This is a genomic window from Xenorhabdus sp. TS4 (assembly GCF_014467265.1).
In the GTDB taxonomy this organism is placed as follows: Bacteria; Pseudomonadota; Gammaproteobacteria; order Enterobacterales; family Enterobacteriaceae; genus Xenorhabdus; species Xenorhabdus ehlersii.
This window is the reverse complement of record NZ_NKHQ01000011.1, coordinates 203,400-228,387: the sequence shown is the minus strand read 5'-3', so window position 1 is coordinate 228,387 and position 24,988 is coordinate 203,400. Positions and strand designations below refer to the sequence as shown.

At 41.6% G+C, this 24,988-nt stretch carries 19 protein-coding genes; 10 read left to right on the top strand and 9 right to left on the bottom strand.

Features of this window, described 5'->3' with window-relative positions:
* Positions 1-71: 71 nt before the first annotated feature.
* From pflA to Xets_RS24290, 4 genes are all read left to right on the top strand, one after another.
* Entirely contained in the window at positions 72-812 is a 741-nt protein-coding gene (gene pflA / locus Xets_RS07710) for a pyruvate formate lyase 1-activating protein (protein WP_099133869.1), read from the top strand.
* A 286-nt stretch (positions 813-1,098) separates the two neighbouring features.
* The gene (locus tag Xets_RS07705) at positions 1,099-2,082 is read left to right on the top strand and encodes an endonuclease/exonuclease/phosphatase family protein (RefSeq protein ID WP_222941535.1); all 984 of its coding nucleotides are present in this window, start codon (positions 1,099-1,101) and stop codon (positions 2,080-2,082) included.
* Positions 2,083-2,692: 610 nt separating this feature from the next.
* Positions 2,693-3,508, top strand: a complete 816-nt coding sequence (locus tag Xets_RS07700) for a BPSS1780 family membrane protein (RefSeq protein ID WP_099131976.1) — start codon at positions 2,693-2,695, stop codon at positions 3,506-3,508.
* A gap of 131 nt (positions 3,509-3,639) precedes the next feature.
* The gene (locus Xets_RS24290) at positions 3,640-3,771 is read left to right on the top strand and encodes a hypothetical protein (RefSeq protein WP_255430577.1); all 132 of its coding nucleotides are present in this window, start codon (positions 3,640-3,642) and stop codon (positions 3,769-3,771) included.
* A gap of 694 nt (positions 3,772-4,465) precedes the next feature.
* Here Xets_RS24290 and serS read toward each other — a convergent pair.
* The 5 genes from serS to lrp all read right to left on the bottom strand — a co-directional run bounded on the left by serS (position 4,466) and on the right by lrp (position 11,744).
* On the bottom strand, positions 4,466-5,755 hold the full coding sequence (gene serS, locus Xets_RS07695; RefSeq protein ID WP_099131974.1) for a serine--tRNA ligase: 1,290 nt from the start codon (positions 5,753-5,755) through the stop codon (positions 4,466-4,468).
* 114 nt (positions 5,756-5,869) lie between these two features.
* Entirely contained in the window at positions 5,870-7,213 is a 1,344-nt protein-coding gene (locus tag Xets_RS07690) for a replication-associated recombination protein A (protein WP_187651394.1), read from the bottom strand.
* A 7-nt stretch (positions 7,214-7,220) separates the two neighbouring features.
* Positions 7,221-7,832: an outer membrane lipoprotein chaperone LolA gene (lolA, locus tag Xets_RS07685; RefSeq protein ID WP_099131972.1), complete on the bottom strand. Its 612-nt coding sequence runs from the start codon at positions 7,830-7,832 to the stop codon at positions 7,221-7,223.
* 72 nt (positions 7,833-7,904) lie between these two features.
* A complete protein-coding gene (locus Xets_RS07680; protein ID WP_187651393.1) occupies positions 7,905-11,117 on the bottom strand; it encodes a DNA translocase FtsK 4TM domain-containing protein in 3,213 nt (1,070 codons plus the stop codon).
* Between the two features lie 132 nt (positions 11,118-11,249).
* Positions 11,250-11,744 carry a leucine-responsive transcriptional regulator Lrp gene (gene lrp / locus Xets_RS07675; protein WP_004256338.1) on the bottom strand — a complete coding sequence of 165 codons (495 nt, stop codon included), beginning with the start codon at positions 11,742-11,744 and terminating at the stop codon, positions 11,250-11,252.
* 851 nt (positions 11,745-12,595) lie between these two features.
* Here lrp and trxB point away from each other — a divergent pair.
* From trxB to infA, 5 genes are all read left to right on the top strand, one after another.
* A complete protein-coding gene (gene trxB, locus Xets_RS07670; protein ID WP_099131970.1) occupies positions 12,596-13,555 on the top strand; it encodes a thioredoxin-disulfide reductase in 960 nt (319 codons plus the stop codon).
* Positions 13,556-13,658: 103 nt separating this feature from the next.
* Positions 13,659-15,428: a cysteine/glutathione ABC transporter permease/ATP-binding protein CydD gene (cydD, locus tag Xets_RS07665; protein WP_187651392.1), complete on the top strand. Its 1,770-nt coding sequence runs from the start codon at positions 13,659-13,661 to the stop codon at positions 15,426-15,428.
* 2 nt (positions 15,429-15,430) lie between these two features.
* Positions 15,431-17,191, top strand: coding sequence for a cysteine/glutathione ABC transporter ATP-binding protein/permease CydC (gene cydC / locus Xets_RS07660; protein WP_099131968.1), 1,761 nt, complete (start codon positions 15,431-15,433; stop codon positions 17,189-17,191).
* A gap of 8 nt (positions 17,192-17,199) precedes the next feature.
* Positions 17,200-17,889, top strand: coding sequence for a leucyl/phenylalanyl-tRNA--protein transferase (gene aat, locus Xets_RS07655; RefSeq protein ID WP_099131967.1), 690 nt, complete (start codon positions 17,200-17,202; stop codon positions 17,887-17,889).
* Between the two features lie 163 nt (positions 17,890-18,052).
* Complete coding sequence (gene infA / locus Xets_RS07650; RefSeq protein ID WP_047767507.1) at positions 18,053-18,274, top strand: translation initiation factor IF-1; 222 nt, start codon at positions 18,053-18,055, stop codon at positions 18,272-18,274.
* Between the two features lie 147 nt (positions 18,275-18,421).
* Here infA and clpA read toward each other — a convergent pair whose 3' ends face one another.
* Both clpA and clpS read right to left on the bottom strand, forming a co-directional pair.
* Positions 18,422-20,707: an ATP-dependent Clp protease ATP-binding subunit ClpA gene (clpA, locus tag Xets_RS07645; RefSeq protein ID WP_099131966.1), complete on the bottom strand. Its 2,286-nt coding sequence runs from the start codon at positions 20,705-20,707 to the stop codon at positions 18,422-18,424.
* 32 nt (positions 20,708-20,739) lie between these two features.
* Positions 20,740-21,060 carry an ATP-dependent Clp protease adapter ClpS gene (gene clpS / locus Xets_RS07640; RefSeq protein WP_099131965.1) on the bottom strand — a complete coding sequence of 107 codons (321 nt, stop codon included), beginning with the start codon at positions 21,058-21,060 and terminating at the stop codon, positions 20,740-20,742.
* Positions 21,061-21,385: 325 nt separating this feature from the next.
* On the opposite strand from clpS, the gene cspD reads away from it, so the two are divergent.
* Entirely contained in the window at positions 21,386-21,613 is a 228-nt protein-coding gene (gene cspD / locus Xets_RS07635; protein ID WP_074018308.1) for a cold shock-like protein CspD, read from the top strand.
* Between the two features lie 58 nt (positions 21,614-21,671).
* Here cspD and macB read toward each other — a convergent pair whose 3' ends face one another.
* Together macB and macA are read right to left on the bottom strand one after the other, a co-directional pair.
* Positions 21,672-23,630: a macrolide ABC transporter ATP-binding protein/permease MacB gene (macB, locus tag Xets_RS07630; RefSeq protein ID WP_187651391.1), complete on the bottom strand. Its 1,959-nt coding sequence runs from the start codon at positions 23,628-23,630 to the stop codon at positions 21,672-21,674.
* A gap of 2 nt (positions 23,631-23,632) precedes the next feature.
* Positions 23,633-24,778 carry a macrolide transporter subunit MacA gene (macA, locus tag Xets_RS07625; RefSeq protein ID WP_187651390.1) on the bottom strand — a complete coding sequence of 382 codons (1,146 nt, stop codon included), beginning with the start codon at positions 24,776-24,778 and terminating at the stop codon, positions 23,633-23,635.
* Positions 24,779-24,988 lie beyond the last annotated feature (210 nt).

Here is a 24,988-nt window from a genome sequence, read left to right as displayed (position 1 = left end):
AATAACTTACAATAAAGGCTCCTTAATCCTTGGGGCCTTTATTAGCTTGCTAGTTTTGGAGAAGTCCTTTCATGTCCGTACTTGGCCGTATCCACTCTTTTGAATCTTGCGGAACCGTAGATGGTCCCGGTATCCGCTTTATCGCGTTTTTCCAAGGTTGCCTTATGCGCTGCCTCTATTGCCATAACCGCGATACTTGGGATACCCATGGCGGAAAAACTGTAACAGTCGAAGAATTAATAAAAGAAGCAACAACCTATCGCCATTTTATGAATGCTTCCGGTGGTGGAGTCACGGCTTCCGGTGGTGAAGCAATTCTTCAAGCCGAATTTGTTCGTGACTGGTTCAGAGCTTGCCATGAAGAAGGCATTCATACCTGTCTCGATACGAATGGCTTTGTTCGCCGTTATGATCCGGTGATCGATGAACTATTGGATGCTACCGATTTGGTTATGCTGGATTTAAAACAACTTAATGATGATATTCACCAAAAATTAATTGGCGTATCCAATCATCGGACTCTCGAATTTGCACGTTATCTGACAAAACGCAATCAAAAAACCTGGATCCGTTATGTTGTTGTTCCCGGTTGGTCGGATGATGATCAATCAGTTCATTTACTTGGTGAATTCACCAAAGACATGAAAAATATTGAAAAAATAGAACTATTACCTTATCACGAACTCGGTAAACATAAATGGATTGCCATGGGGGAGGAATATAAATTGGAAGGTGTTAAGCCCCCATCAAAAGAGACAATGGAGAGAGTAAAAGAAATTTTAAGTGGCTATGGGCATCACGTTATCTATTAGATTTACTCCTGCCACTTCATAATTAACTATATAATTAATAAAGCAATCTATAATGCTTAATAGAAACTGGCTTTCAAACATTGAAGTCAGTTTCTTTGTTAATGACTTATGATCCAATCTCCTCCTTACCGTTATTATATTGAATAAATTTTTAACTTCCTTTACATTCTACAATGTCATTGCGACTATTATTTTTTAAGAAAATTTACTTCATATCTAATACATTTCAAATTGCAATACAACAAAAGAGAGAATCACTTTCCATTATCATTTTGAGGATATCATTATGAAAAATCTATTTCTTTCTCTTTTTATGCCTTGTTTTCTATTAATTTCATTCAATATACGAGCTAATAATACAGAGTTACCTTCAAAAAATTCAGCACCTGAAAAACAAAACACCCCATTACTAAATAAAGAAAAATCATCTGGAGAAAATAAAACCCCAGTTAAAATAAATGAAAAAAATTACATATTTACAGTACTTTCATTAGATATTTGGATGGAAGGTGCTCAAGTTAAAAAAGGTTATCAAGGAATCGTCAATACTATCGTTTATACTCATCCTGACCTTATAGCTCTTAGTGAAGTAGAAAATTATAATCATACTGCTTTTACTGGAAAATTAGTAAAATCTCTGCATAACAAAGGTTTCAATTACTACTCTTACAAATCAAAAAACGATGTTGGTATTCTTTCCCGTTACCCTATAATTCATCATAATAGTTTCGATAGATTCACTAAAGCATTAGTCAAGGTAAATAATATTTATATAGACTTTTATTCCGGTCATTTAGATTATAAAAATGCGGCTAATTATCTTCCAAGAGGTTATGATGGCAACACCTGGAAAGAATTACCCAATGGTCCAGACACTAATGTTGATGATATCTTAAAAGAAAATAATAAATCCTATCGCCCAAAATCGATTAATTCATTTATAAGTAATGCTAAAAATGAAGTAAATAAAAACCACGTTATTATATTGGCCGGTGATTTTAATGAACCATCTTGGATGGATTGGTCAGAGAAAACCAAAGATCTTTTTGACCATCACGGTGCTGTTGTTCCTTGGACATCAACCACATTATTAGCAAATGCAGATTATCTTGATAGCTATCGGGTAAAATATACCGATCCAGTAGCATATCCTGGTTTTACCTGGGCGGCAGATAACCCATATGCTGACATCAACAAGCTTGTATGGGCACCTAAAGCAGATGAACGTGATCGCATTGATTTTATTTTTACCATTCTGATCCACGCCTAACAGTACAAGATGCCGTTATCATCGGCCCTTCTGGTAGTATTGTAAGAGGCGGGCGAGTTAAAGAAACCTCTCATGATAAATTTAAACAGCCTACAGGAGTTTGGCCAACTGATCATAAAGGTGTATTGATTACCTTTAATTTAAGTTCCTAGCCAACTGATACGAAGTATGTACGTATCCTAAATATTAAGCTCAGGTAACAACTCTTTTTTCCCTGTTAATTATTACTAACTAGATCATATCAGGCCGGATATAGCCTGATATGATCAAAATAAAGCAAAAATCAGCATAACCTACTAACAATGTGTATAATATTTTATTCTAAAAACACACAATAAATGACACCAAAAATAAAATCATTTACTTTATGTAGATATAAATTAGAAAATTAAGCCAAAATTATCTCAGAATAATTAATAAAAGAAATCACATACATTCATTATTACCTATAAAAACACCTTTTTTTCCGCTGATAAGGATTAAAATTAATACTTGTTGATTAATAATTTTTATATGATAATCCCTCCGTTTTCTATAACGAATCGTGTTAATGAAATAGAGAAAAATCAATTCAGTAATTGCCATTCAATATAAAATAAATCGGAAAAATATGGATACTCAAGATATGAACCTCAATTCAGGAGAGAACAGTGTCTCTCTGAGCAAGGAAAAAGATACATTCATTCCAGGTGGTCGTGCTGTAGGAGCTGGAGCTGCAACAGAGTGGATTGGTAATGCATGGGAAATGTTTAAAGCAAAGCCACCGAAATGGATATTGCTAACCTTAGTCTATTTCCTTATAGTAATAGCTTTGCAATTCATTCCTATCGTTAGTATTGTCGCGGCCCTGTTCGGTTCAGTCTTTATTGCTGGATTTATCGCTGCCAGTGAAAAACAGCGAACAACTGGTGATTTTGAAATAGAATTACTTTTCTATGGGTTTAAAAATAAGTTCGGCTCATTAGTTGCTGTTGGTGCGCTTGTCTTCGGCATATATATACTTGGTGTCATTGCTGCTATTATACTTGGGGGAACAAGCATAATTCAAATATTATTGGCAGGACAGGATTCAGATCCAATGCTATTAATGGGTAGTTTTTCTACTTTAATGCTGGCAATGTTGGTTATATTGTTCTTTAGCATCGTTGCCCTTGCATTTAGTTGGTTTGCTCCTGCTCTGATTATCATTAATGATTTAAAATTTGGTGAAGCAATATCGATGAGCTTAAGTGCAGTAAGAAAAAACCTATTCAGTGGTTTCCTGTTCTTCTTGCTGATGGGTATTCTGGTGTTTATTTCGGCAATTCCACTTGGTTTAGGTTTGCTTGCTACTTTTCCTATGTATATGGCAACCTATTATACAACTTATCGCAGCATTTTTTATGCTACAGAAACCCAAGAAACAAAATCTCACTTAGTCAATTAAATATTTTCCAATAGGTACTTATATGTAAAAAGCGCTATTTTTAGCGCTTTCTTATGACTATCCAATGACATTTTTTTCTTGGGATGAATGCATAAATTGAGTAAGCTCTCTTATCAATATAAGAGAAAAAAATGGATAACAAAAGTATTCCTCCAAATATAGAAAGATCACACAATAACTCAGATAATGAACACGCTATCTTTATTTCCAATGGCCAAGCCATTGGGGCAAATGCTGCCATTGCCTGGATAGGTGATGCATAGGATTTTATTTCTCCCAAACTTGGTATGTGGGTGTTAATGGGGATTATCTATGGCGCTATTAATTTAAGCCTTTTCATTTCTGATTTTGGTTTTCTCCTGTGTCATTTACTGGATCCGTTATTCTCAGCTGGAATTATTGCCATTTGTGAAACACAAATAATGACGGGTAAATTTAAGTTCGGAACATTATTCTATGGCCTTCACTATAAATGTAGTGCTTTATTGGCAATCGGTATCATTGTTTGTGGAATAAAAATATAGGGAAATCTTATTTCTGTTCTGATAAATGGACACGACCTTTCTCAAGTCATTTTCGATAATTTTTCCTTATATAGCAATTATGATGCAATGATCACTAGTGATGATTCACAAGCATTATTTTTACCTTTTTGTGTGTTTCTAATTACCTTGTTCTTATCCACTGCATGTTCCTGGTTTGCCCCAGCCTTGATTATATTGAAAGATTTTAGCGTAGGAAAATCTCTTTCAATTAGCCTCAGTGCTATATGGAAAAACCTCTTAGGAGTTCTATTCACAATTCCATTGAATCTGGCAACATCTTACATCTCCTATTGCAGTGTTTTTTATAAAAAAGAAACTCAGAAAGATGATGTAACTGTGACAAGTTAATTTATGAGAGTTGCTCGTAAAAAAAGCGCCATATTCGGCGCTTTTTTATTAAGAAAATATGATATTATCCAATGTATTCCAATCCATTCATATAAGGACGCAATACTTCTGGGATTTCAATGCGGCCATCTGCCTGCTGATAGTTTTCCATCACAGCAACCAAGGTACGGCCTACCGCAAGACCAGAACCATTCAATGTATGTACCAACTGAGTTTTCTTGTCATCTTTACCGCGGAAACGCGCTTGCATACGACGAGCCTGAAAATCCCACGTGTTAGAACAAGAGGAAATTTCACGATAAGTATTTTGTGCTGGTAACCAAACTTCCAAATCGTAAGTTTTTCTTGCGCTTGCTCCCATGTCACCTGTGCACAGTAGCATCTTACGGTAAGGAAGATTCAGTAACTGTAATACCTTCTCAGCGTGCCCAGTCAGTTCTTCCAAGGCTTCCATGGATTTTTCCGGATGAACAATCTGAATCAATTCAACCTTATCAAACTGATGCATACGGATAAGGCCACGGGTATCACGACCATAAGAACCCGCTTCAGAACGGAAGCAAGGGGTATGCGCCGTCATCTTCAATGGCAACACACTTTCATCCAAAATTTCATCACGAACTAAGTTAGTGACCGGGACTTCCGCTGTTGGAATCAAAGCATAATGACTGCCGGATTCTTCTTCCAAAGGTCTGGTATGGAACAGATCTTCACCAAACTTAGGTAACTGACCCGTACCATATAAAGAATCATGGTTAACCAAATAAGGGACGTAAGTTTCCAGATAACCATGCTGCTCTGTATGCAGATCCAGCATGAACTGGGTGATAGCACGGTGCAGACGAGCGATCTGCCCTTTCATTACTACGAAACGCGAGCCAGTCAGTTTAACCGCAGCCGCAAAATCAAGGCCGCCAGTCAGTTCACCCAGTGATACATGGTCTTTGATTTCAAAGTCATATTGGCGTGGTTCACCCCAACGACTAATTTCCAGATTATCACTGTCATCTTTTCCGTCCGGAGAAGAATCATCTGGGATATTCGGCATGCTTAATACAAGATTACGGATCTCAGCCTGCAAGGTTTCCAGTTCAGCTTTTGCTGAATCCAGCTTTTCTCCCAACTGATTCACTTCCTGACGCAGTGGTTCAATATCTTCACCACGGGCTTTCGCTGCACCAATAGCCTTCGATCGGGAATTACGTTCTGCTTGCAGGGTTTCAGTTTCAACTTGTAAAACTTTGCGGCGCTCTTCTAGTTTGCGCAGCGTCTCCACATCAAGGGTATAACCCCTGCGAGCCAGTTTTTCGGCGACTGCGTCTAGCTCATTACGCAGTATATTTGGATCGAGCATGCTAGTCCTGTGCTTGTTGTTATTGAAAATATGGTTATTGAAAAATCGTCAAAAACTACAGCTTTTAGCTGTAATTTGGCATTGTTGGATATAAACCTTACCGTATCAAGAAAATTAACGATAGCGTTTTATTAGGCTATTTTGATCCTGTTCCATTAGCCAGTTTAACTTTTCACCTATCTTACCTTCCAGCCCTCTGGCAGTCGGATAATAATAACGTGTTTGTTGCATTTCTGGCGGAAAATAGACTTCACCGGCGGCATATGCATTCGCTTCATCATGGGCGTAGCGATACTCTTCACCAAACCCAATTTCCTTCATCAGCTTAGTCGGAGCATTACGCAAATGGGCAGGAACGTCATAATCCGGTTTGTTTTGTGCATCCGCCATAGCTGCCTTGAATGCGGTATAAACAGCATTACTTTTCGGTGCACATGCAAGATAGACAATGGCCTGTGCGATCGCTCTCTCTCCTTCAGCCGCTCCGACACGCGTAAAACAATCCCATGCAGCAATAGCTATCTGCATTCCGCGTGGATCAGCATTACCCACATCTTCAGAAGCAATTGCCAGTAACCGACGGGCAACATAAAGGGGATCACCGCCTGCGGTAATAATTCGGGCGTACCAGTAAAGTGCGGCATCAGGTGCTGAACCACGAATTGATTTATGCAGAGCAGAAATTAAATCGTAATATCGATCACCTTTATTATCAAACCTGGCACTTCTTTCCCCGCTTACTTCTTTCAGTAATTCTGGCGTCAAAACCCGCTGCCCTTGCGCATTCGTTTCTGCCATGTCCGACATCATTTCCAGCAAATTCAGTGAGCGGCGTGCATCTCCCGCCACAAGCTCTGCTATCATTTGGCGAGTATTATCCGGTAATACGATATTTTGCCCGCCAATGCCACGCTCTGTATCATTAATGGCCTGAATAAGCACCTGTTCAATTTCTACCGGCGAAAGTGATTTCAATAAATAGACACGAGCCCGTGACAACAAAGCTGAATTTAATTCGAAGGAGGGATTTTCGGTGGTTGCACCAATAAATGTGATCGTACCGTCTTCAATATGTGGTAAGAACGCATCCTGCTGACTTTTATTAAATCGATGAACTTCATCAACAAATAAGATGGTTCTACGCCCTGAATTACGATTTTGTCGTGCTCTTTCTATGGATTCACGAATTTCTTTTATGCCAGAAGTGACTGCCGAAATGCGTTCAATATCAGCTTGCGCGTAATAACCAATAATTTCAGCCAGTGTTGTTTTTCCTGTTCCAGGCGGTCCCCATAAAATCATAGAATGAAGATGACCTGCTCGGATTGCTCGCGGCAAAGGTTTTCCTTCCGCCAGTAAGTGTTGCTGGCCGATATATTGATCTAATGTGACTGGCCGCATTCTTGCGGCCAGTGGCTGAAATTCATTTTGTGAAAAATCGAGAGAAAGATTGTTCACTTAAACCTCACTGGCGTTGATCATCCAGCGTGACACCTTCCGGTACGGTAAATTTGAATTTTTCCGCACCCACGTTTACATTTTGCTGCCCTTTCAATTGGTAAGCACTTTTTTGCCCATCCTGTTCAACGGCAGTAAATTTTTGGATTGTTCCTTCTGGTGTCACGGTAATTGAAAAATGTTTTAAATTACCATTGGCATTATGAGGCGTCAGCTCAAAGCTATTACCGTTTTGCATAACCTTGTACTGTTTCCAGTCGGCAGGATCATTGCGTGCAATCAGCATAAATGGCGTATTTCCCGTTGCTTCCTTTAACCAATTCGCAGTCACCTGTTCAACAAAAGGATTATAAAACCACAGTGTCTTACCATCAGAAACCAAAACACTCTCATCAGGTGATGTCATATGCCAGTTAAACAAATTAGGGCGTTTAATCCAAAGCTCTCCCTCTCCTTGTTGGACTGTTGAACCATCATTGCTAGTTACTGTTTGAGTAAAACTGGCATGAAAACTATTCACCTTTCCCAAACGCCCTTGCAGATCCTGCGTCGCATCAGCCCAAGCAGAACCTATGCTCATACCCATCATCAGACAACCAATCAACATCAGTTTTTTCATGTGCAAGATACCTTCAATTCGTTTTATTATCAGCCATCAATTGTCGATACTGTTTACATTTCACAGCGATAATTAATGTTCATGGGGCGGAGGTGCCAAAACTTCACGATTGCCATTATGCCCAGGCGCACTCACTATCTGTTGTGCTTCCATTTGTTCGACAATCCGAGCCGCTCGGTTATATCCAATCCTGAATTGACGTTGCACACCCGAAATAGAGACACGACGTTTTTCGACCACAAATTCAACCGCTTGATCAAACAGGGGATCTAGCTCCTCATCGCTATCAAATCCCATACTGCCTTCACCGTCTTCTCCCCCTTTGACAATACTGTCTATATATTGAGGGCGGCCACGGGCTTTCCAGTCATTCACTACTTCATGTACTTCTTGATCGCGCACGAATGCACCATGAACACGTACAGGAATGGAGGAGTTTGGCGCCAAATAAAGCATATCTCCCATGCCAAGCAATGATTCTGCACCACCTTGATCAAGAATGGTACGGGAATCTATTTTACTGGATACTGTAAATGCAATACGTGTCGGAATATTTGCCTTAATCAGTCCGGTGATAATATCAACAGAAGGGCGCTGAGTTGCCAATACTAAGTGGATACCTGCCGCTCGTGCTTTCTGAGCCAAGCGTGCAATTAATTCTTCCACCTTTTTCCCGACTGTCATCATTAAGTCGGCAAATTCATCAACCATGACAACAATATAAGGCTCTTTTTTCAGCATAGGATGCGTCGCATCCATGCTGTCACCTGGTTTCCAGAACGGATCAGGGATCGGCCGCCCCATATTTTCGGCTTGCTTGATCTTATCGTTATAGCCCGCAAGGTTACGCACACCTAAAGCTGACATCAGCTTATAACGTCGCTCCATTTCATTTACACACCAACGCAATGCATTGGCTGCATCTTTCATATCGGTGACAACTTCAGTCAATAAATGTGGAATGCCCTCATAAACCGATAACTCAAGCATTTTCGGATCAATCATAATAAAGCGAACATCCTCCGGTTTCGCTTTATACAGAATACTGAGGATCATCGCATTGACCCCTACCGATTTACCCGAACCTGTCGTTCCTGCTACCAGTAAGTGAGGCATCTTACCCAAGTCAGCCACAACCGGCTGCCCTGCAATGTCTTTTCCTAAGACGATGGTTAACGGTGAAGGGTTATCACGGAATTTCTCACAGTCCAAAACTTCCCGCAGATAAACTGTTTGGCGTTTTTTATTGGGTAATTCCAAACCAACATAAGGTCTCCCCGGAATAACTTCCACGATACGGACAGCTACCGCTGAAAGCGAACGAGCAAGGTCACGCGCTAAGTTAGAAATACGCGAAGCTTTCACCCCAGGAGCTAAATCCAATTCAAATCGTGTGATGACAGGCCCCGGAGAGAATCCAACAACATCCGCTTTAACACGATAATCATTCAAACGCGCTTCAATTAAACGCGAGGTTTGCTCAAGCGCAAACATATCAACCGGTTCTTCTTCCGCCGGGGGTTCAGCCAAAAGATCCAAAGAAGGCATCGGCGTCGTTGGTTTTGGCAATGGCTGATCATTACGTATCAAAAATGGATGGAACAAACTATCTTGCTGCGGTTGCTGCGCAAAAGTATGCTGATTTCTCGATGCGTGAGAATCAAGAACAATCGCTGTATTTTTTTCCTGAATTTGTTGAGCCGGTGGCTCTGTTGACATAAATACAAACTCAGTAGGCTCAGATTGATTCAGTTGGTAACGTTCGCGTTGCTGTTGCTCAAACGCTATCCGCAACGCTTCTTCCTGCGCTTTTTGTTCATCTACTGGCTGTTCGTCTATAGTCTGTCCAGCTATGCTATTTTTCGTCAACTCATCAGCTACCGTTGGTTGTTTATCGATCGGCGTACTTGCTTCACGAGACTCTGACTCTCTGTTTCTTTCCTCAAAATCAGCACCATAGCGCTCGCGTTGCTGCTCAAGGAATTGCTGACGCAACATGTCTTGCTGTTGGGCATCCATTCGCTGTTCATTAGCTTCTGCAACCAGCTCATTCTGTCTCTCTTTTTCTTTCCGTTGCATGTGTTCTGCCAAACGGTGAGAAGGCACTTTGATACCATACAATTCGCGACGTGTCGGTATCCTAACAGGATTAGGGCGCGGCATTTCAGGACCAATACCTTGTTTAACCTGTGGATTTCTCGTCACAACAGCAGAGCTGGCAATATCCGCTGCCGCATTTTTCAAATTGACATTATCATTTGCAGGAAGAGTAAACGTCTCTGTGACATCATCTTGTGAATGCGTATTCGTGCCAGCAGAACTGTTTGTGGATAGATTTGAAATAGCCTGAGAAAAGTCATCGGATTGTGGATTTGTACCTGATTGGTCATTATCCGGCAATTCAAAAGAATAGTGAGCAGGTTCTTGTTCCTGAGGTTGATCCAATGCTGGAGCGGTTGGAGAAGCTGATGCAGGCGGTAACGCTGGATCTGTATTAGCTAATTCGGCTAACGTTGGAGCTGTCAGTAATGCATCATCTTCATCTAGTGTTTCAGTAAATATAACCATTTCATGTTTATCTGCATGCTCCGCGTGTTTTTGTTCACTGGCTGAGTGTTCGGAAACTAACGTATTTTCTAAATCATTTTCGTCATATTCAGCATTATTGCGGCCACGATTGACGACAAAACTCAGTGAATCCAGAATAACTGCACCAATTTTTTCTGCAATCGTGAGCCATGACCATCCTGTAAACAATGTGAGTCCAACAGCCCAAATGCCAAGCAAAGCCAATGTTGCCCCCAGAATGTTAAACCAAGGCAGAATCGCATTGCTGAACAAATTCCCAATGACTCCGCCAGCAGCAAAATCATTTAAATCATCAATATTGAGGGCAGCCAAACCACATGATGTCAGTATCAGGGCCAAAGCACCAATGACGCGTAATGCAAGTGTGAAGAAATCAATGTACTCTTGCCTATCTTTCTGACGGAAAGCATTCCAGCAACCTAACAACATAAATGGCGGGACTGCATAGGCAAGAATACCAAATGCCGAGAATAGCGTGTCAGATAACCAAGCACCAACACTGCCACCCCAATTGTGGACGGGTTCATGCCATGACGTCTGTGACCAGCTGGGATCAGATGGATTGAAGCTGATAAGTGCTACCATCAAGTACACAGCACAGATAGCAATAACCAACAGAACGGCTTCCAGAAGCCGGCGGCCACTGCTTATCTTCTTTAACTTAACACGTTTGTCTTCTGTATATTCCTGGTTCAAGAAAGACTCTCCAGGTTTTTCTGTTGATTAAACGGAACAACGCTGAGGATAGCTCAGCGTTGAAACTGTATGCATAAACAGGAGTGTACCTAAATTTTTCCTGTTTTGCATCTGTACATTTTAGATGAAAGCTTAACGAGTCTTAATCACTAAACGATTGCTCTGCTTCACTTCTTCCATTACAACATAAGTACGGGTGTCATTAACACCAGGAAGACGTAACAGAGTTTCTCCGAGCAATTTACGATATGCAGACATATCTGGCACGCGTGTTTTCAGCAAGTAGTCAAAATCACCAGAAACTAAATGACATTCTTGAATTTCTTCTAGTTTCTGAACAGCAGTATTGAATTGTTCAAATACATCTGCTGCACCGCGGTTCAGCGTAATTTCAACAAATACCAGCAATGATGCATCCAAATAATGAGGATTCAACAAAGCCGTGTAGCCAGAGATAAAGCCCTGACGCTCTAAACGACGCACACGCTCCAGGCAAGGTGTTGGTGACAAACCAACTCTCTTGGATAACTCCACGTTAGAAATACGGCCATCTTTTTGCAACTCGTTAAGGATATTACGATCTATACGATCAAGATCTTTTCCTGGACGCTTCTTATTATCTATCATCTTATTGCTCTCTCTTTAATATTCCTACACCTAAAACATTTTCCCTATCTCTTTCAAGCGCTTGAGCTGGAAAAGATGTCTTCAAAGGTTAACGCTTAATCTGTAACCAAGGTTTAAGGACTACTACAACTCTAGAAACAATCTCCCAGAATACAATTTCCCAGACCACAATCTCCCAGAATTCGATCAATTATCCCTTTTGCTTTCCAAGTTGCTGCTATGTTAGCTGTGCTCACTCACCCCAATCACTCAGTTACTCATATATCAGCCACTCATCACTCATATTAGTTTCTATGCGCTTGAGGTTTTGTTCCCTTGCCGCCGCACTACAACTTGAAATCCATTAGGAATACGACACGATTTACCAGAACATTGTCTCTCAGAAACACCATTTCCCAGAACACTATCTCTCAAGATACTAGCTCCCAAAACACTAGGTTTTTCAGAAACAGCTTAACGGCAATTTTTATATTCTATGAGAAAATCACCCACACTAGTTTGTCTATTTTATAGAAACAATTGATTAGCAAGAGAGATAATTATCTCTTACACAGATGTTTTCGCAAATGCACAGCCGATTGTCAAAGTAAATGAACAAAAATCAGAACAACCTGCCAAATAAATTTTCAGTAAATCGTTTCGATAGCTTGTTTTATGTCTCATATGTATAAATGACGTTCAATTCAGAAAGTTAAACAATCGTCTCTTACAATACGATTACATCATAGTTACTATCTATCGGTAAAATCGTTAATAACATGAATATTTTATCTGATAATCGCTTTTTTTAACTTATTATTTCTCCTACAATCCCCAAATCTGCAATATGCGATAATGGAAATGAGGTATTCATGAGCACAGCCAAACACAGTAAACTTATCATTCTTGGCTCAGGTCCTGCTGGTTATACCGCTGCTGTGTATGCAGCCCGCGCTAATCTAAATCCGGTCCTCATTACTGGGGTTGAAAAAGGCGGCCAATTAACCACCACGACTGAAGTTGAGAACTGGCCCGGAGATCCTGAAGGGCTGACTGGCCCTGGCTTGATGGAGCGCATGTTCCAACACGCCGAAAAATTTCAAACAGAAATCATTTCTGACCATATTCAGAACGTTGATTTCTCAAACAGACCATTCCGTTTATTTGGTGATGATCAGGAATATACCTGCGATGCTTTAATCATCGCGACAGGAGCTTCAGCCCGTTATCTCGGATTGCCTTCCGAGGAGGCTTTCAAAGGTCGTGGTGTATCTGCCTGTGCAACATGTGATGGATTTTTCTATCGCAAACAAAAGGTTGCTGTAGTCGGTGGGGGCAATACTGCCGTTGAAGAAGCACTGTATTTGGCAAACATTGCCTCTGAAGTACATTTGATTCACCGTCGTGATACTTTCCGTTCAGAGAAAATCCTGATTGACCGTATGATGGAAAAAGTGAAGAACGGCAACATTATTCTGCATACTGATCGTACGTTGGATGAAGTTCTGGGTGATGATATGGGTGTTACTGGCATCCGCATTCGTGATACGAAAAATGACAATACCGAAGAACTGGATGTTACCGGCGTTTTCATCGCCATCGGCCATAGTCCAAACACTGGCATTTTTGATGGTCAACTGGAACTGGAAAACGGATATATCAAAGTCCAATCTGGCTTGCATGGTAATGCCACCCAGACTTCTATTCCAGGTATCTTTGCCGCTGGAGATGTGATGGATCATGTGTATCGCCAAGCTATCACCTCAGCTGGTACAGGCTGTATGGCTGCACTGGATGCTGAACGTTTCCTTGACGGGCTGGCAACCAAATAATCTATCTTTCCCCAAAGCGCTATTCCGATAGCGCTTTTTAACAGGTAACATACAGCTTGTTTTGATATTCCGTATCATCACCCGCTAATCAGAAATTTTTCTTATGGACAAAACAAGACAATCTGAACTTGTTCGATGGCTGAAACAGCAAACTGCCCCCGCCCGTCGATGGCTTCGTTTATCAATGCTACTTGGCTTAATCAGTGGATTGCTGATTATTTCCCAGGCCTGGCTCTTGGCGACAATCCTGCAAGCCCTGATTATGGATAATGTTCCCCGTGAAAACCTTATCGACCAATTTCTAATGTTGGCTGTTACTTTTACATTACGGGCGATTGTCAATGCCGTTCGGGAACGTGTCGGATTTATTTGTGGCAAAGTTGTACGCCAACAAATTCGCAATATGGTACTGGATAAACTTGAACAACTAGGTCCAATGTGGGTTAAGGGGAAACCCGCAGGAAGCTGGGCAACCATTATCCTGGAGCAGATAGAAGACATGCAGGATTTCTACTCTCGCTATCTACCTCAAATTGCTCTTGCTACGATGATCCCTATCTTAATCCTGGTTACTGTATTTCCAATTAATTGGGCCGCAGGATTGATTTTATTTGTAACCGCGCCATTGATTCCACTGTTTATGGCATTGGTGGGCTTAGGGGCCGCAGATGCCAATCGGCGCAATTTTGTTGCTCTCAGCCGATTAAGCGGTAATTTTCTCGATCGTTTACGGGGTTTGGAAACTTTGCGCCTGTTCCATCGAGGGGAAGCAGAAATTGAACAAATCGCTGAATCAACAGAAAACTTTCGCCGCAGAACAATGGAAGTTCTACGCATGGCATTTTTATCTTCAGCAGTTTTAGAATTTTTTGCCGCAATTTCTATTGCCGTTGTTGCTGTTTATTTTGGTTTTTCCTATTTGGGAGAATTGCACTTTGGTAGCTATGGCGTGGGTGTTACGTTGTTTACAGGTTTCCTCGCGTTAATCCTCGCACCCGAGTTTTTTCAACCACTGCGCGATTTAGGTACGTTTTATCACGCCAAAGCCCAGGCAGTCGGAGCGGCAGAATCGCTCTTCACCTTACTTAGCAGCGATGGAGAACAGGCCGCAAGTAGCGGTGAGAAAACACTATCAGATAAAGAACCCGTTACCATTGAGGCCTGCGGACTGGAAATTATGTCCCACGATGGACATCGTCTTGCTGGTCCTTTGAATTTTACCATTGATAAATGCCAGCGGATTGCTCTGGTTGGAAAAAGTGGTGCGGGCAAAAGTTCGTTGATCAATGTATTGCTGGGATTCTTACCTTATCATGGTTCCTTGAAAATCAATGGAATTGAGTTGCGTGAACTCAGTCTCACCAAATGGCGTGAACGCTTAAGTTGGATTGGGCAAAACCCACACCTGCCAGAACAGACACTGCTTGATAATATCCGTCTTGGTCAATATGACGCAACGCAAGAGCAAATCAATGATGTGATGGAACGGGCTTATGTCAGTGAGTTTATTAACGACCTTCCAGATGGAATAAATACGGTGATAGGTGACAACGCTGCTCGTCTGTCTGTCGGACAAGCCCAGCGGATTGCGGTAGCACGAGCGTTGTTAAATCATTGCCAATTATTGCTCTTAGATGAACCCGCCGCTAGCCTTGATGCCCATAGCGAACAACGTGTGATGATGACCTTAAATCAGGCTTCGCATCAACAAACCACATTATTGGTCACTCACTTGCTAGAAGAAACGCTATCATATGACCAGATTTGGGTAATGGAAAATGGATTGCTTATTGAACAAGGTGATTATCAAACTTTAAGCCAGTCTCAAGGTGTATTTTCTCGTTTGTTATCTCACCGTAGTGTGGAGCTTTAATCATGCGTGTATTACTCCCATTTCTCGTGCTTTACCGTCGCCATTGGTTCCTCATCAGCTTAGGTATGCTATTGGCGATTGTGACGCTGCTAGCCAGTATTGGATTGCTAACACTCTCTGGTTGGTTCCTTGCTGGCACAGCCCTGGCGGGGTTCGCAGGGTTATATACGTTTAACTATATGCTGCCTGCTGCCGGTGTTCGCGGCGCGGCCATTTTTCGCACTGCTGGTCGTTATGGTGAGCGGCTTGTCAGCCATGATGCAACATTCCGGGTATTAGCGCATTTACGTGTTTTCGCGTTTCAAAAAATACTCCCTCTTTCTCCTGGAGGCATTGCTCGTTTTCGTCAAGGTGAGTTATTAAATAGGCTTGTTGCAGATGTCGAAACACTGGATCACCTGTATCTGCGCGTTATTTCCCCTGTCCTCGCCGCATTCGTCGTCATTCTCGCTCTAACATTCGGCTTGAGCTTCCTTGATATCACCCTCGCCTATACTATTGGCGGTATTATGTTAGGGTTGCTACTGATATTACCTTGCGTGTTTTACCACGCAGGAAAACCCTATGGCAGAAACATTACTCAACAACGCGGTCAGTATCGTACATTACTTACCAGCGCTTTGCAGGGGCAAGCTGAATTAAGCGTGTTTGGCGCACTCAGACGCTTTCGTCAATCCATGACAGAGATTGAAAATGATTGGTTGAAAAGCCAGCAAAAACAAGCCAATTTGACCGGACTTTCACAAGCTATCATGATTTTTTCCACCGGAATGACAGTGACGCTGATACTATGGCTAGCAGCGGCAGGTATGGGAGAAAATAGTCAGGCGGGCGCATTAATCGCACTGTTTACATTTTGCACCCTTGCTGCGTTCGAAGCACTTGGGCCAGTCACAGTGGCATTCCAGCACATGGGGCAAGTCATTGCATCTGCGACGCGTGTTTCTCAGTTGATGCACCAAAAACCGGAAGTCACCTTTCCTTCTCATGGACCGCAAGCAAATAGCGGGTTCAGCCTTGAAATAAAAGATGTTGATTTCATCTACCCGGGCCAGCCACAGCCAGTATTGAAAAATATATCGCTATCCCTGACATCAGGCGAACATATTGCTTTACTGGGAAAAACAGGATGTGGTAAGTCCACGCTTTTGCAATTATTGACGCGTGCCTGGGATGTCAATAGCGGTGAGATTCAACTCAATCAGCACCCTATCTCCCACTATGATGAGTTAACATTGCGTTCAATGATGTCTATCGTTCCCCAGCGGATACATGTCTTTAGCCATACTTTGCGTGAAAATCTTTTATTGGCAAAACCAGGTGCTGGTGACGATGAATTAACAACCGTACTGCAACAAGTAGGTTTAGGATACTTGCTAGACACTGATAAAAAGCTAAACTGTTGGATGGGTGAGGGTGGGCGTCAGCTTTCCGGTGGGGAACAACGGCGCTTAGGTATTGCCAGAGCATTATTGCATAATGCCCCTTTAATGCTGCTGGATGAGCCAACTGAAGGACTCGATGCTGATACAGAACAGCAAATTCTGTCGCTACTACACCGTAGTTGTCAGCATAAGACTTTGATTATCGTTACCCATCGACTCACAGGCTTGCAATTCATGGATCAAATCTGCGTTATGGATGGAGGGCGTATTATCGAGCAAGGTAAGCATAATGCGCTACTGGCTCAACAAGGACGTTACTATCAATTTTATCAGCGGCAACAATTTTATCAGCTACAGAGCTATCCTGAGCAAAGGTGATTCAACTTATGTCGATAGCTCAACTGGGTAACTCATATGAATTCCCCCATCCCACTCATGCGCTGGTTGAACCCAATGGTTTATTGGCATTTGGAGGAGATCTAAGTGCAGAACGTTTACGAGTAGCGTATCATGGGGGGATTTTTCCCTGGTATTCGCCTGATGAGCCGCCTTTATGGTGGTCTCCCGATCCCAGGGCCGTGTTGATTCCAGGAGAATTGCATATTGGCCGAACACTACGTCGATTTATTCACAAACATACTTACCAAATTACGGTAAACTATGCTTTTGATGAAGTGATATATAATTGTGCTCAACGACAAGAAGGCACCTGGATTGGGTCAGATGTTCAAAAAGGTTATCAAACCTTACATAAAGAAGGATTAGCTCATTCAATTGAAGTCTGGCATGACCATCAACTTGTGGGTGGTTTATACGGCGTTTGTGTCGGTGCACTATTTTGCGGTGAATCGATGTTTAGCAAAATGGAGAATGCTTCCAAGTGTGCTTTTGTCGCATTCTATCACCATTTTTTACGTCATGGCGGCCAACTATTTGATTGTCAGGTATTAAATCACCATACAGAATCATTGGGTGCTAAAAATATTCCGAGAGAAAAGTTTCTCCAGCATCTTTATCAATTAAGAAAGCAGTCATTGCAATCAGGATGCTGGTCTGTACAAAAGCTGGATTTATAATCATCTCTTAGAAATAAATGCTGTTCATGGTGGGAATGTCATTAGCCATCATATTATCGTATGTAAAATGATGGCTTAAAATACGACATTCCTTTACATAGTGATGGTTTTTCGGCATTATCTTGCCGGTTAAAAACTATGGTTGTTACATTTAGAGGATTAGATGGCCAAAGAAGACACTAATTTTGAAATGCAAGGTACTGTTTTAGAAACACTGCCAAATACTGTGTTTCGCGTTGAATTAGACAACGGACACATTGTCACTGCTCATATCTCAGGAAAAATGCGCAAGAACTATATCCGCATCCTGACAGGAGACAAGGTTACAGTTGAGCTAACTACATATGATCCGGAAAAAGGACGCATTACTTTCCGTAGCCGCTGATTAAGATACCTTAGCACCACAGGTGATCGTACTTTTCAAAATTCACCTGTGGTGTAGCTGCTAATTTTTACTTTTTATCACCAGTCAGTTATCAGTTTCTATCACGGATACTACTTATGCTTATTCCATTTATATCTATATAACATGTTACAATACTGCATCTTCTGATCTCTTTTTATTCGATTTTTGGGCACTCTTAAAATCGTATACCAATGTCTGTTTAGCTTTATCAAGTTTAATCTTGACTGAGCCTCCATGCACCAAAGAGCCAAATAGCAACTCATTCGCCAGTGGTTTTTTAAGATTGTCCTGAATGACACGGGCCATAGGTCGTGCTCCCATCGCCTTATCGTAACCTTTGTCACATAACCATTGGCGGGCTGCTGCACTGACTTCCAAAGAGACGCCTTTTTCATCCAGTTGGGCTTGTAACTCGACGATAAATTTATCAACAACTTGCTGAATAATTTCAGGAGAGAGCGCATCAAACCAGATTATGCTATCAAGACGATTGCGGAATTCAGGTGTGAAAATCCGTTTTATCTCTTCCATACCATCCGGGCTGTTATCCTGTTCAGTGAATCCAATGGATTTACGCTGTATTTCACGTACCCCTGCATTGGTTGTCATCACCAAAATAACATTGCGGAAATCCGCCTTGCGGCCATTATTGTCAGTCAATGTACCATTATCCATAACCTGTAACAGCAGGTTAAAGACATCAGGATGGGCTTTTTCAATCTCATCCAGTAACAGAACAGAATGAGGATGTTTGATGATTGCATCGGTCAATAAGCCTCCCTGATCATACCCAACATAACCCGGAGGAGCACCGATTAACCGACTGACAGTATGGCGTTCCATATACTCTGACATATCAAATCGCAATAATTTGACATTCAAAACCTTGGCAAGTTGGACTGTAACTTCTGTTTTCCCCACTCCCGTTGGCCCTGCAAACAAGAAAGATCCTACTGGCTTATGATCCTGTCCCAATCCAGCACGGCTCATCCTAATGGCTTCCGTCAAAGCAACAATCGATTTTTCTTGACCAAAGACCAACATTTTCAAACGTTCATCCAGTGACTTCAATACATCTTTATCACTGGCTGACACTGTTTTTTCTGGAATACGGGCTATGCGAGCAACAACAGTTTCAATATCGGCAACATTGATCGTCTTCTTACGGCGGCTAGCTGGCACTAATCTGGTCCTTGCACCAGCCTCATCAATAACATCAATGGCTTTATCCGGTAAATGGCGATCGGTAATATATTTCACAGATAACTCAACTGCTGCCCGAATGGCCTTCGCTGTATAACGAACATCATGGTGTGCTTCATATTTAGCACGCAGCCCATTGATAATTTGTACCGTTTCTTCAGAAGAAGGCTCAAGAATGTCAATTTTTTGGAATCGGCGAGCCAAAGCCCGATCTTTTTCAAAAATATTGCTGAATTCGTGGTAAGTCGTTGAGCCAATTACCCGTATACGCCCACTGGACAACAGCGGTTTAATGAGATTAGCTGCGTCCACCTGCCCACCCGATGCGGCACCTGCTCCAATAATAGTATGGATTTCGTCGATAAAGAGAATGCTTTTACTGTCCTGCTCCAATGTTTTTAACAAAGACTTGAAGCGCTTCTCAAAATCACCGCGATACTTTGTTCCCGCCAACAATGAGCCAATATCAAGAGAATAGATGGTACAATCCTGCATCACTTCAGGAACATTCTTTTGTACGATACACCATGCAAGCCCCTCAGCAATGGCCGTCTTACCAACACCCGATTCTCCAACAAACAGAGGATTATTTTTGCGGCGACGGCAGAGTACCTGAATAGTTCTCTCCAATTCATTCTGACGGCCAACAAGCGGATCAATTTGGCCTTTCTGTGCCAGTTGATTCAGATTGGTCGTGAAATTTTCCAATCGATCTTCACTAATTACCGGCTCTTCCTGAACTGGATTGATACTGTGGTGAACATCATTATCTGATTCATCTTTGCGCGTTCCATGAGAGATAAAGTTTACAACATCCAAACGACTGACGTCATACTTACGCAGTAAATAAGCAGCCTGGGATTCCTGTTCACTAAAAATGGCAACTAAGACGTTCGCCCCAGAGACCTCCGAACGCCCCGAAGATTGAACATGAAATACCGCACGTTGCAAAACACGCTGAAAACTTAATGTAGGTTGTGTATCCCTGTCATCATTTTCAGATAACAAGGGGGTGGTTTGTGCAATAAAACTTTCTAATTCTTGGCGTAACATCGCCAAATCGACTTTACAAGCCTCCAGTGCTTCTCGCGCTGATGTGTTACTTAACAACGCCAGCAACAGGTGCTCTACAGTCATAAATTCATGTCTGTTATCCCTTGCTTTGGCAAAAGCAATATTGAGACTAAGCTCCAGTTCTTGATTGAGCATAAGCACCTCCTCCTAAATTTCAGTAAGCCAGATCAAACCTTTTCCAGCGTGCAAAGTAACGGATGCTCGTGCTCCTTAGCATACATGTTCACTTGCGCAGCTTTAGTTTCTGCGACCTCTGCCGTATAAATTCCGCAAACTGCTTTCCCTTTGTAATGGACATCCAGCATTAGTTGCGTTGCTCGTTCAACATCATAAGAAAAGAACTTTTGCAATACGTCAACCACAAACTCCATAGGGGTATAATCGTCATTGTTAAGAATAACCTTATACATTGATGGTGGTTGTAGTTCTTGTTTTACATCATCCTCAATAAATTCTTCAACTTTCAAATCGTTATAAAACTCAGTCATTATTCTTCCGCTGGGTATTAACTGTCCGCTGGATTTTAGTATGAACTTATTCATTCTACTGCTATATATTTTATCACTTCATAAAGCACTCTGCTTACCCCTCCCTTGATTAGCAGATCAGGATTTTGCCTAAAAATCGGATACCGTTATCTATATCAAACTTTAGCCATTTGAGACAGCCTGACGTTGTTTATATGCTTGACGACGTAATGAATTTCACTACAGTATATTTTATGAACACCGCTTTCTATCTGGGCGTTTGTTCATATTTTAAAATTTTTAGTGACTCCTAAACCCGAAATCGTGATACGAGGGATAGAGAAGTATGGAAACAGGTACTGTTAAATGGTTCAATAATGCAAAGGGCTTTGGATTTATTTGCCCAGCCAGCGGGGGCGAGGATATATTTGCTCACTATTCAACCATTCAGATGGATGGTTATAGGACGCTGAAAGCAGGGCAAAAAGTGAACTTTAGCGTTCATCAAGGCCCCAAAGGTAACCATGCCAGCCTTATTGTACCTCTGGAAAATGGTTCAAAATCAAAAAAATAGTGACCCGATAAATTTGTAATTTCCACGCCACAAATAAGCTTATTTGTGGCGTGCTATTTTATTCCCTTGCCAGTGCTTCTATAGGATCGAGGTGAGCTGCATTTCTTGCAGGTAGGAAACCAAAGATTATCCCTATTGCCGTTGAACAACCAAATGCAATGATAAATGCAATGAAGTTATAAACGAAATCCCAGTTCGGTAACATCAATTGCACCATAAAAGAAACGCTGTATGACAGAATAATCCCCAGTATCCCCCCTATTAAACAAACCAAAACAGCTTCAATAAGGAATTGCTGCATAATATCACTGGTTCTGGCCCCTACTGCCATACGAATACCAATCTCCCTTGTACGCTCGGTAACGGATACCAACATGATATTCATGACACCAATTCCCCCGACAACCAAGGATATTACCGCAACTAATGTTAAAAACATTTGCATCGTCCGGGTTGTTTTATCCATTATTTTAATGGTCTTATTCACGTTATAAGTGTGAAAGTCTTTTTTACCGTGACGGAATATCAGCAATTGATTAAGTTTTTCTTCTACTTCGTTGGACACATAGCCATCTTTTAACCTGACAACAATCGAATTCAAGTAATTTTGATTCATCAAACGGCTATTCATCGTACTGTAAGGCACCCAAACTTGTAATGTATTACTGCTATAAAGACTTTGCCCGTTAGCAATTACACCAATCACTGTCAAGGGCATATTTGTTAACAGTAACTCTTTGCCTACCACATTATCCTGGTAAGGAAAGAACTTCTTACGTGTATTATCATCAATGATAACCACTTGAGACTGACGTTCAATCATGTCTGAAGTAAAAGGAATGCCTTGAGAAAACCTCATTGCATATACCTGAAAAAAATCACTTCCTACCCCCGATATTTGTGCTTTAGCATCTATATTGCCTTGACGCAAACGCCCGCTATTCATAAATTCGGGAGAAGCTGCCTGAACATAGGGCTGAGATTTTATTGCCGGAATATCAGTAAGTTTCAGTGCCTGCATATCCAAAGCGTTATCACTGCCAAAATCTTTTCCTGGATAAATTGATATCGAGTTAGTGGCAATAGATTTAATATGTGATAACACCATCGATTTTGCCGCATCACCAATCACTACGATCGTGACGACAGAAGCAATGCCTATTATAATTCCAAGCATTGTCAGTAGCGTCCGTAGCTTATTCACATTCATAGCACGCCATGCCATCAATAAAGCTTCATTAAAACGTCCCCAGATTTGTTGCACTGAAGAGGTTTTTACATTGACAGTTTTTGTCTCTACAGAAGAAGGAATATGAGGTAATTTGTGGTGTTCAGAAGAGAGTATCTCACTCATGATACGCCCATCTTTAATCTCAATCACCCTTTGAGCCTGTGCAGCAATCTTAGGATCGTGGGTAACAATAACAACCGTATGTCCTCGTTGACAGAGTTTCTTCAAGATATCCATCATTTCCTGACCGGAAGTACTATCCAACGCTCCGGTTGGTTCGTCAGCAAGGATGACCTGACCACCATTCATAAGTGCCCTGGCAATACTGACTCGTTGTTGCTGTCCACCTGAAAGCTGGCTTGGTCGATAATCAATCCGATTTCCCAATCCAAGTCTTTTTAGCAATTCAATCGCCCGCTCACGACGTTGTATTTTGGAAACACCAGAATAAATTGCCGGAATTTCAACATTTTGTTCGGCGGTTAAATGAGTCAATAAATGGTAGCGCTGAAAAATGAACCCAAAATATTCCCTGCGTAACTCTGCCAATTCATCACTATCCAAATCAACAATATTTCTTCCCGCAACCCAATATTCTCCACTGCTAGGTTTATCCAAACAGCCAAGTATATTCATTAAAGTAGACTTACCTGAACCGGAAGCGCCAACAATAGCCACCATTTCTCCGGCCTGTATAGATAACGAAATATTATCCAGAACAGTGATTTGCCCTTCTCCAGCGGGATAATTACGACTAACGCCTTTTAGTTCCAGTAATGTACCCATTATTACTCCTCTATGCTGCTATCACTGCGACTGGTGATCACTCGTTCGTTTTCCTTCAACCCAGAGAGCACCTGGACATTCGCGTTATCAAAGGCTCCTATTGTGATTTTACGTTTTTCTGCTTTGCCATTATGCAAAACACTCACTTCATATTGCGTAGAAAGTACATGCTGAGTTGAAGACGTATATTGGTGAGAAGCTATTTCCAAAGCTGAAATTGGGATCATCAACACATTATGCAAAGTCTGAAGCGCTATTTTTACTTGCGCAGTCATCTGCAAACGTAAAATATGTTCGGGATTAGGTACTTCAAAGCGGGCATAGTAGAAAATAGCGTTATTCTCAACTTGTGGTGTTGGCAGGGTATCTTTCAGGACGCTGTGAAATTGCCTCCCTGGCGCTCCTAAGATGGTAAATGAGACTTTCTGTCCAGACTCTAAATTGATGACATCGGCCTCTGATACTTCTGCATTAACAATCATAGTATCAAGATTTGCGAGTGTCAGGATGGTCGGTGCTTGCTGTGCAGCAATCACGGTTTGTCCCTGGAATGTTTTAATATCTGTCACAATGCCCTCGATTGGGGCAGTAATTCTGGTATATTGCAAATTCGTTTTTGCCGTATCAAGTTTGGCCTTATTTTGCTTAATTTGCGCCGCCAAGTCGTCAATTCTGGCGGATTTAGACTGCATATCTGTTATGCTGGAGTCCAATTCTTGCTGGGAAATTAAATATAATTTAAACAAATGCTTCACGCGATTGACTTTGAGCTGCGCAAGTTTTAGTTCAGCCTGCGCTCCACGGAGATTAGCCTCCAGTGATTTTGCTGTTTCCTGAATTTCAGCCACAGTGTTTTTTGCTGTCTGTGGATCAATCAATGCCAATAATTGGCCTTGCTTAACCTTATCTCCCAATTTCACATAGAGTTCTTTCAACTGACCACTAACCTGAGCCCCTACATCAACTTTACTGACCGCATCCAATTTACCCACCGCCAGGACACTTCTTTCGAAATCTCCCTTTATCACTGCACTCGTCTGATATGTGATAGGCTTCGGCAGATAGAAGAAATAGAACCACACAGAAGCAATAGCTATGAGAATAAGCCCAGCTCCAATCCAGCGATACTTGGCAAAAAGAAGTTTCATCAACAAATACCTACCATTAAAATATGCAATCTAATGACTTCACTTGAACTTTACTGTATAGGACATAAACAAACTCTATCAACGGGATATTTCTGATATGTATTCTTTAAAAAAACAAAATAGGTAGCCAAAATTACGTTCAATTGACTTTCCCTCCCGCCAGCCAAAACAGGCTTAGAAGAACGTTGTAATGCTTGTTTTGGCATCTCC

Coding starts and splice junctions, on each gene's coding strand:
- serS (WP_099131974.1), bottom strand. CDS start 5,755: ATGCTCGATCCAAATATACTGCGTAATGAGCTAGACGCAGTCGCCGAA.
- trxB (WP_099131970.1), top strand. CDS start 12,596: ATGAGCACAGCCAAACACAGTAAACTTATCATTCTTGGCTCAGGTCCT.
- lolA (WP_099131972.1), bottom strand. CDS start 7,832: ATGAAAAAACTGATGTTGATTGGTTGTCTGATGATGGGTATGAGCATA.
- infA (WP_047767507.1), top strand. CDS start 18,053: ATGGCCAAAGAAGACACTAATTTTGAAATGCAAGGTACTGTTTTAGAA.
- clpA (WP_099131966.1), bottom strand. CDS start 20,707: ATGCTCAATCAAGAACTGGAGCTTAGTCTCAATATTGCTTTTGCCAAA.
- Xets_RS24290 (WP_255430577.1), top strand. CDS start 3,640: ATGGATAACAAAAGTATTCCTCCAAATATAGAAAGATCACACAATAAC.
- macA (WP_187651390.1), bottom strand. CDS start 24,778: ATGAAACTTCTTTTTGCCAAGTATCGCTGGATTGGAGCTGGGCTTATT.
- Xets_RS07705 (WP_222941535.1), top strand. CDS start 1,099: ATGAAAAATCTATTTCTTTCTCTTTTTATGCCTTGTTTTCTATTAATT.
- lrp (WP_004256338.1), bottom strand. CDS start 11,744: ATGATAGATAATAAGAAGCGTCCAGGAAAAGATCTTGATCGTATAGAT.
- cydC (WP_099131968.1), top strand. CDS start 15,431: ATGCGTGTATTACTCCCATTTCTCGTGCTTTACCGTCGCCATTGGTTC.
- macB (WP_187651391.1), bottom strand. CDS start 23,630: ATGGGTACATTACTGGAACTAAAAGGCGTTAGTCGTAATTATCCCGCT.
- pflA (WP_099133869.1), top strand. CDS start 72: ATGTCCGTACTTGGCCGTATCCACTCTTTTGAATCTTGCGGAACCGTA.
- clpS (WP_099131965.1), bottom strand. CDS start 21,060: ATGACTGAGTTTTATAACGATTTGAAAGTTGAAGAATTTATTGAGGAT.
- cydD (WP_187651392.1), top strand. CDS start 13,659: ATGGACAAAACAAGACAATCTGAACTTGTTCGATGGCTGAAACAGCAA.
- aat (WP_099131967.1), top strand. CDS start 17,200: ATGTCGATAGCTCAACTGGGTAACTCATATGAATTCCCCCATCCCACT.
- Xets_RS07700 (WP_099131976.1), top strand. CDS start 2,693: ATGGATACTCAAGATATGAACCTCAATTCAGGAGAGAACAGTGTCTCT.
- cspD (WP_074018308.1), top strand. CDS start 21,386: ATGGAAACAGGTACTGTTAAATGGTTCAATAATGCAAAGGGCTTTGGA.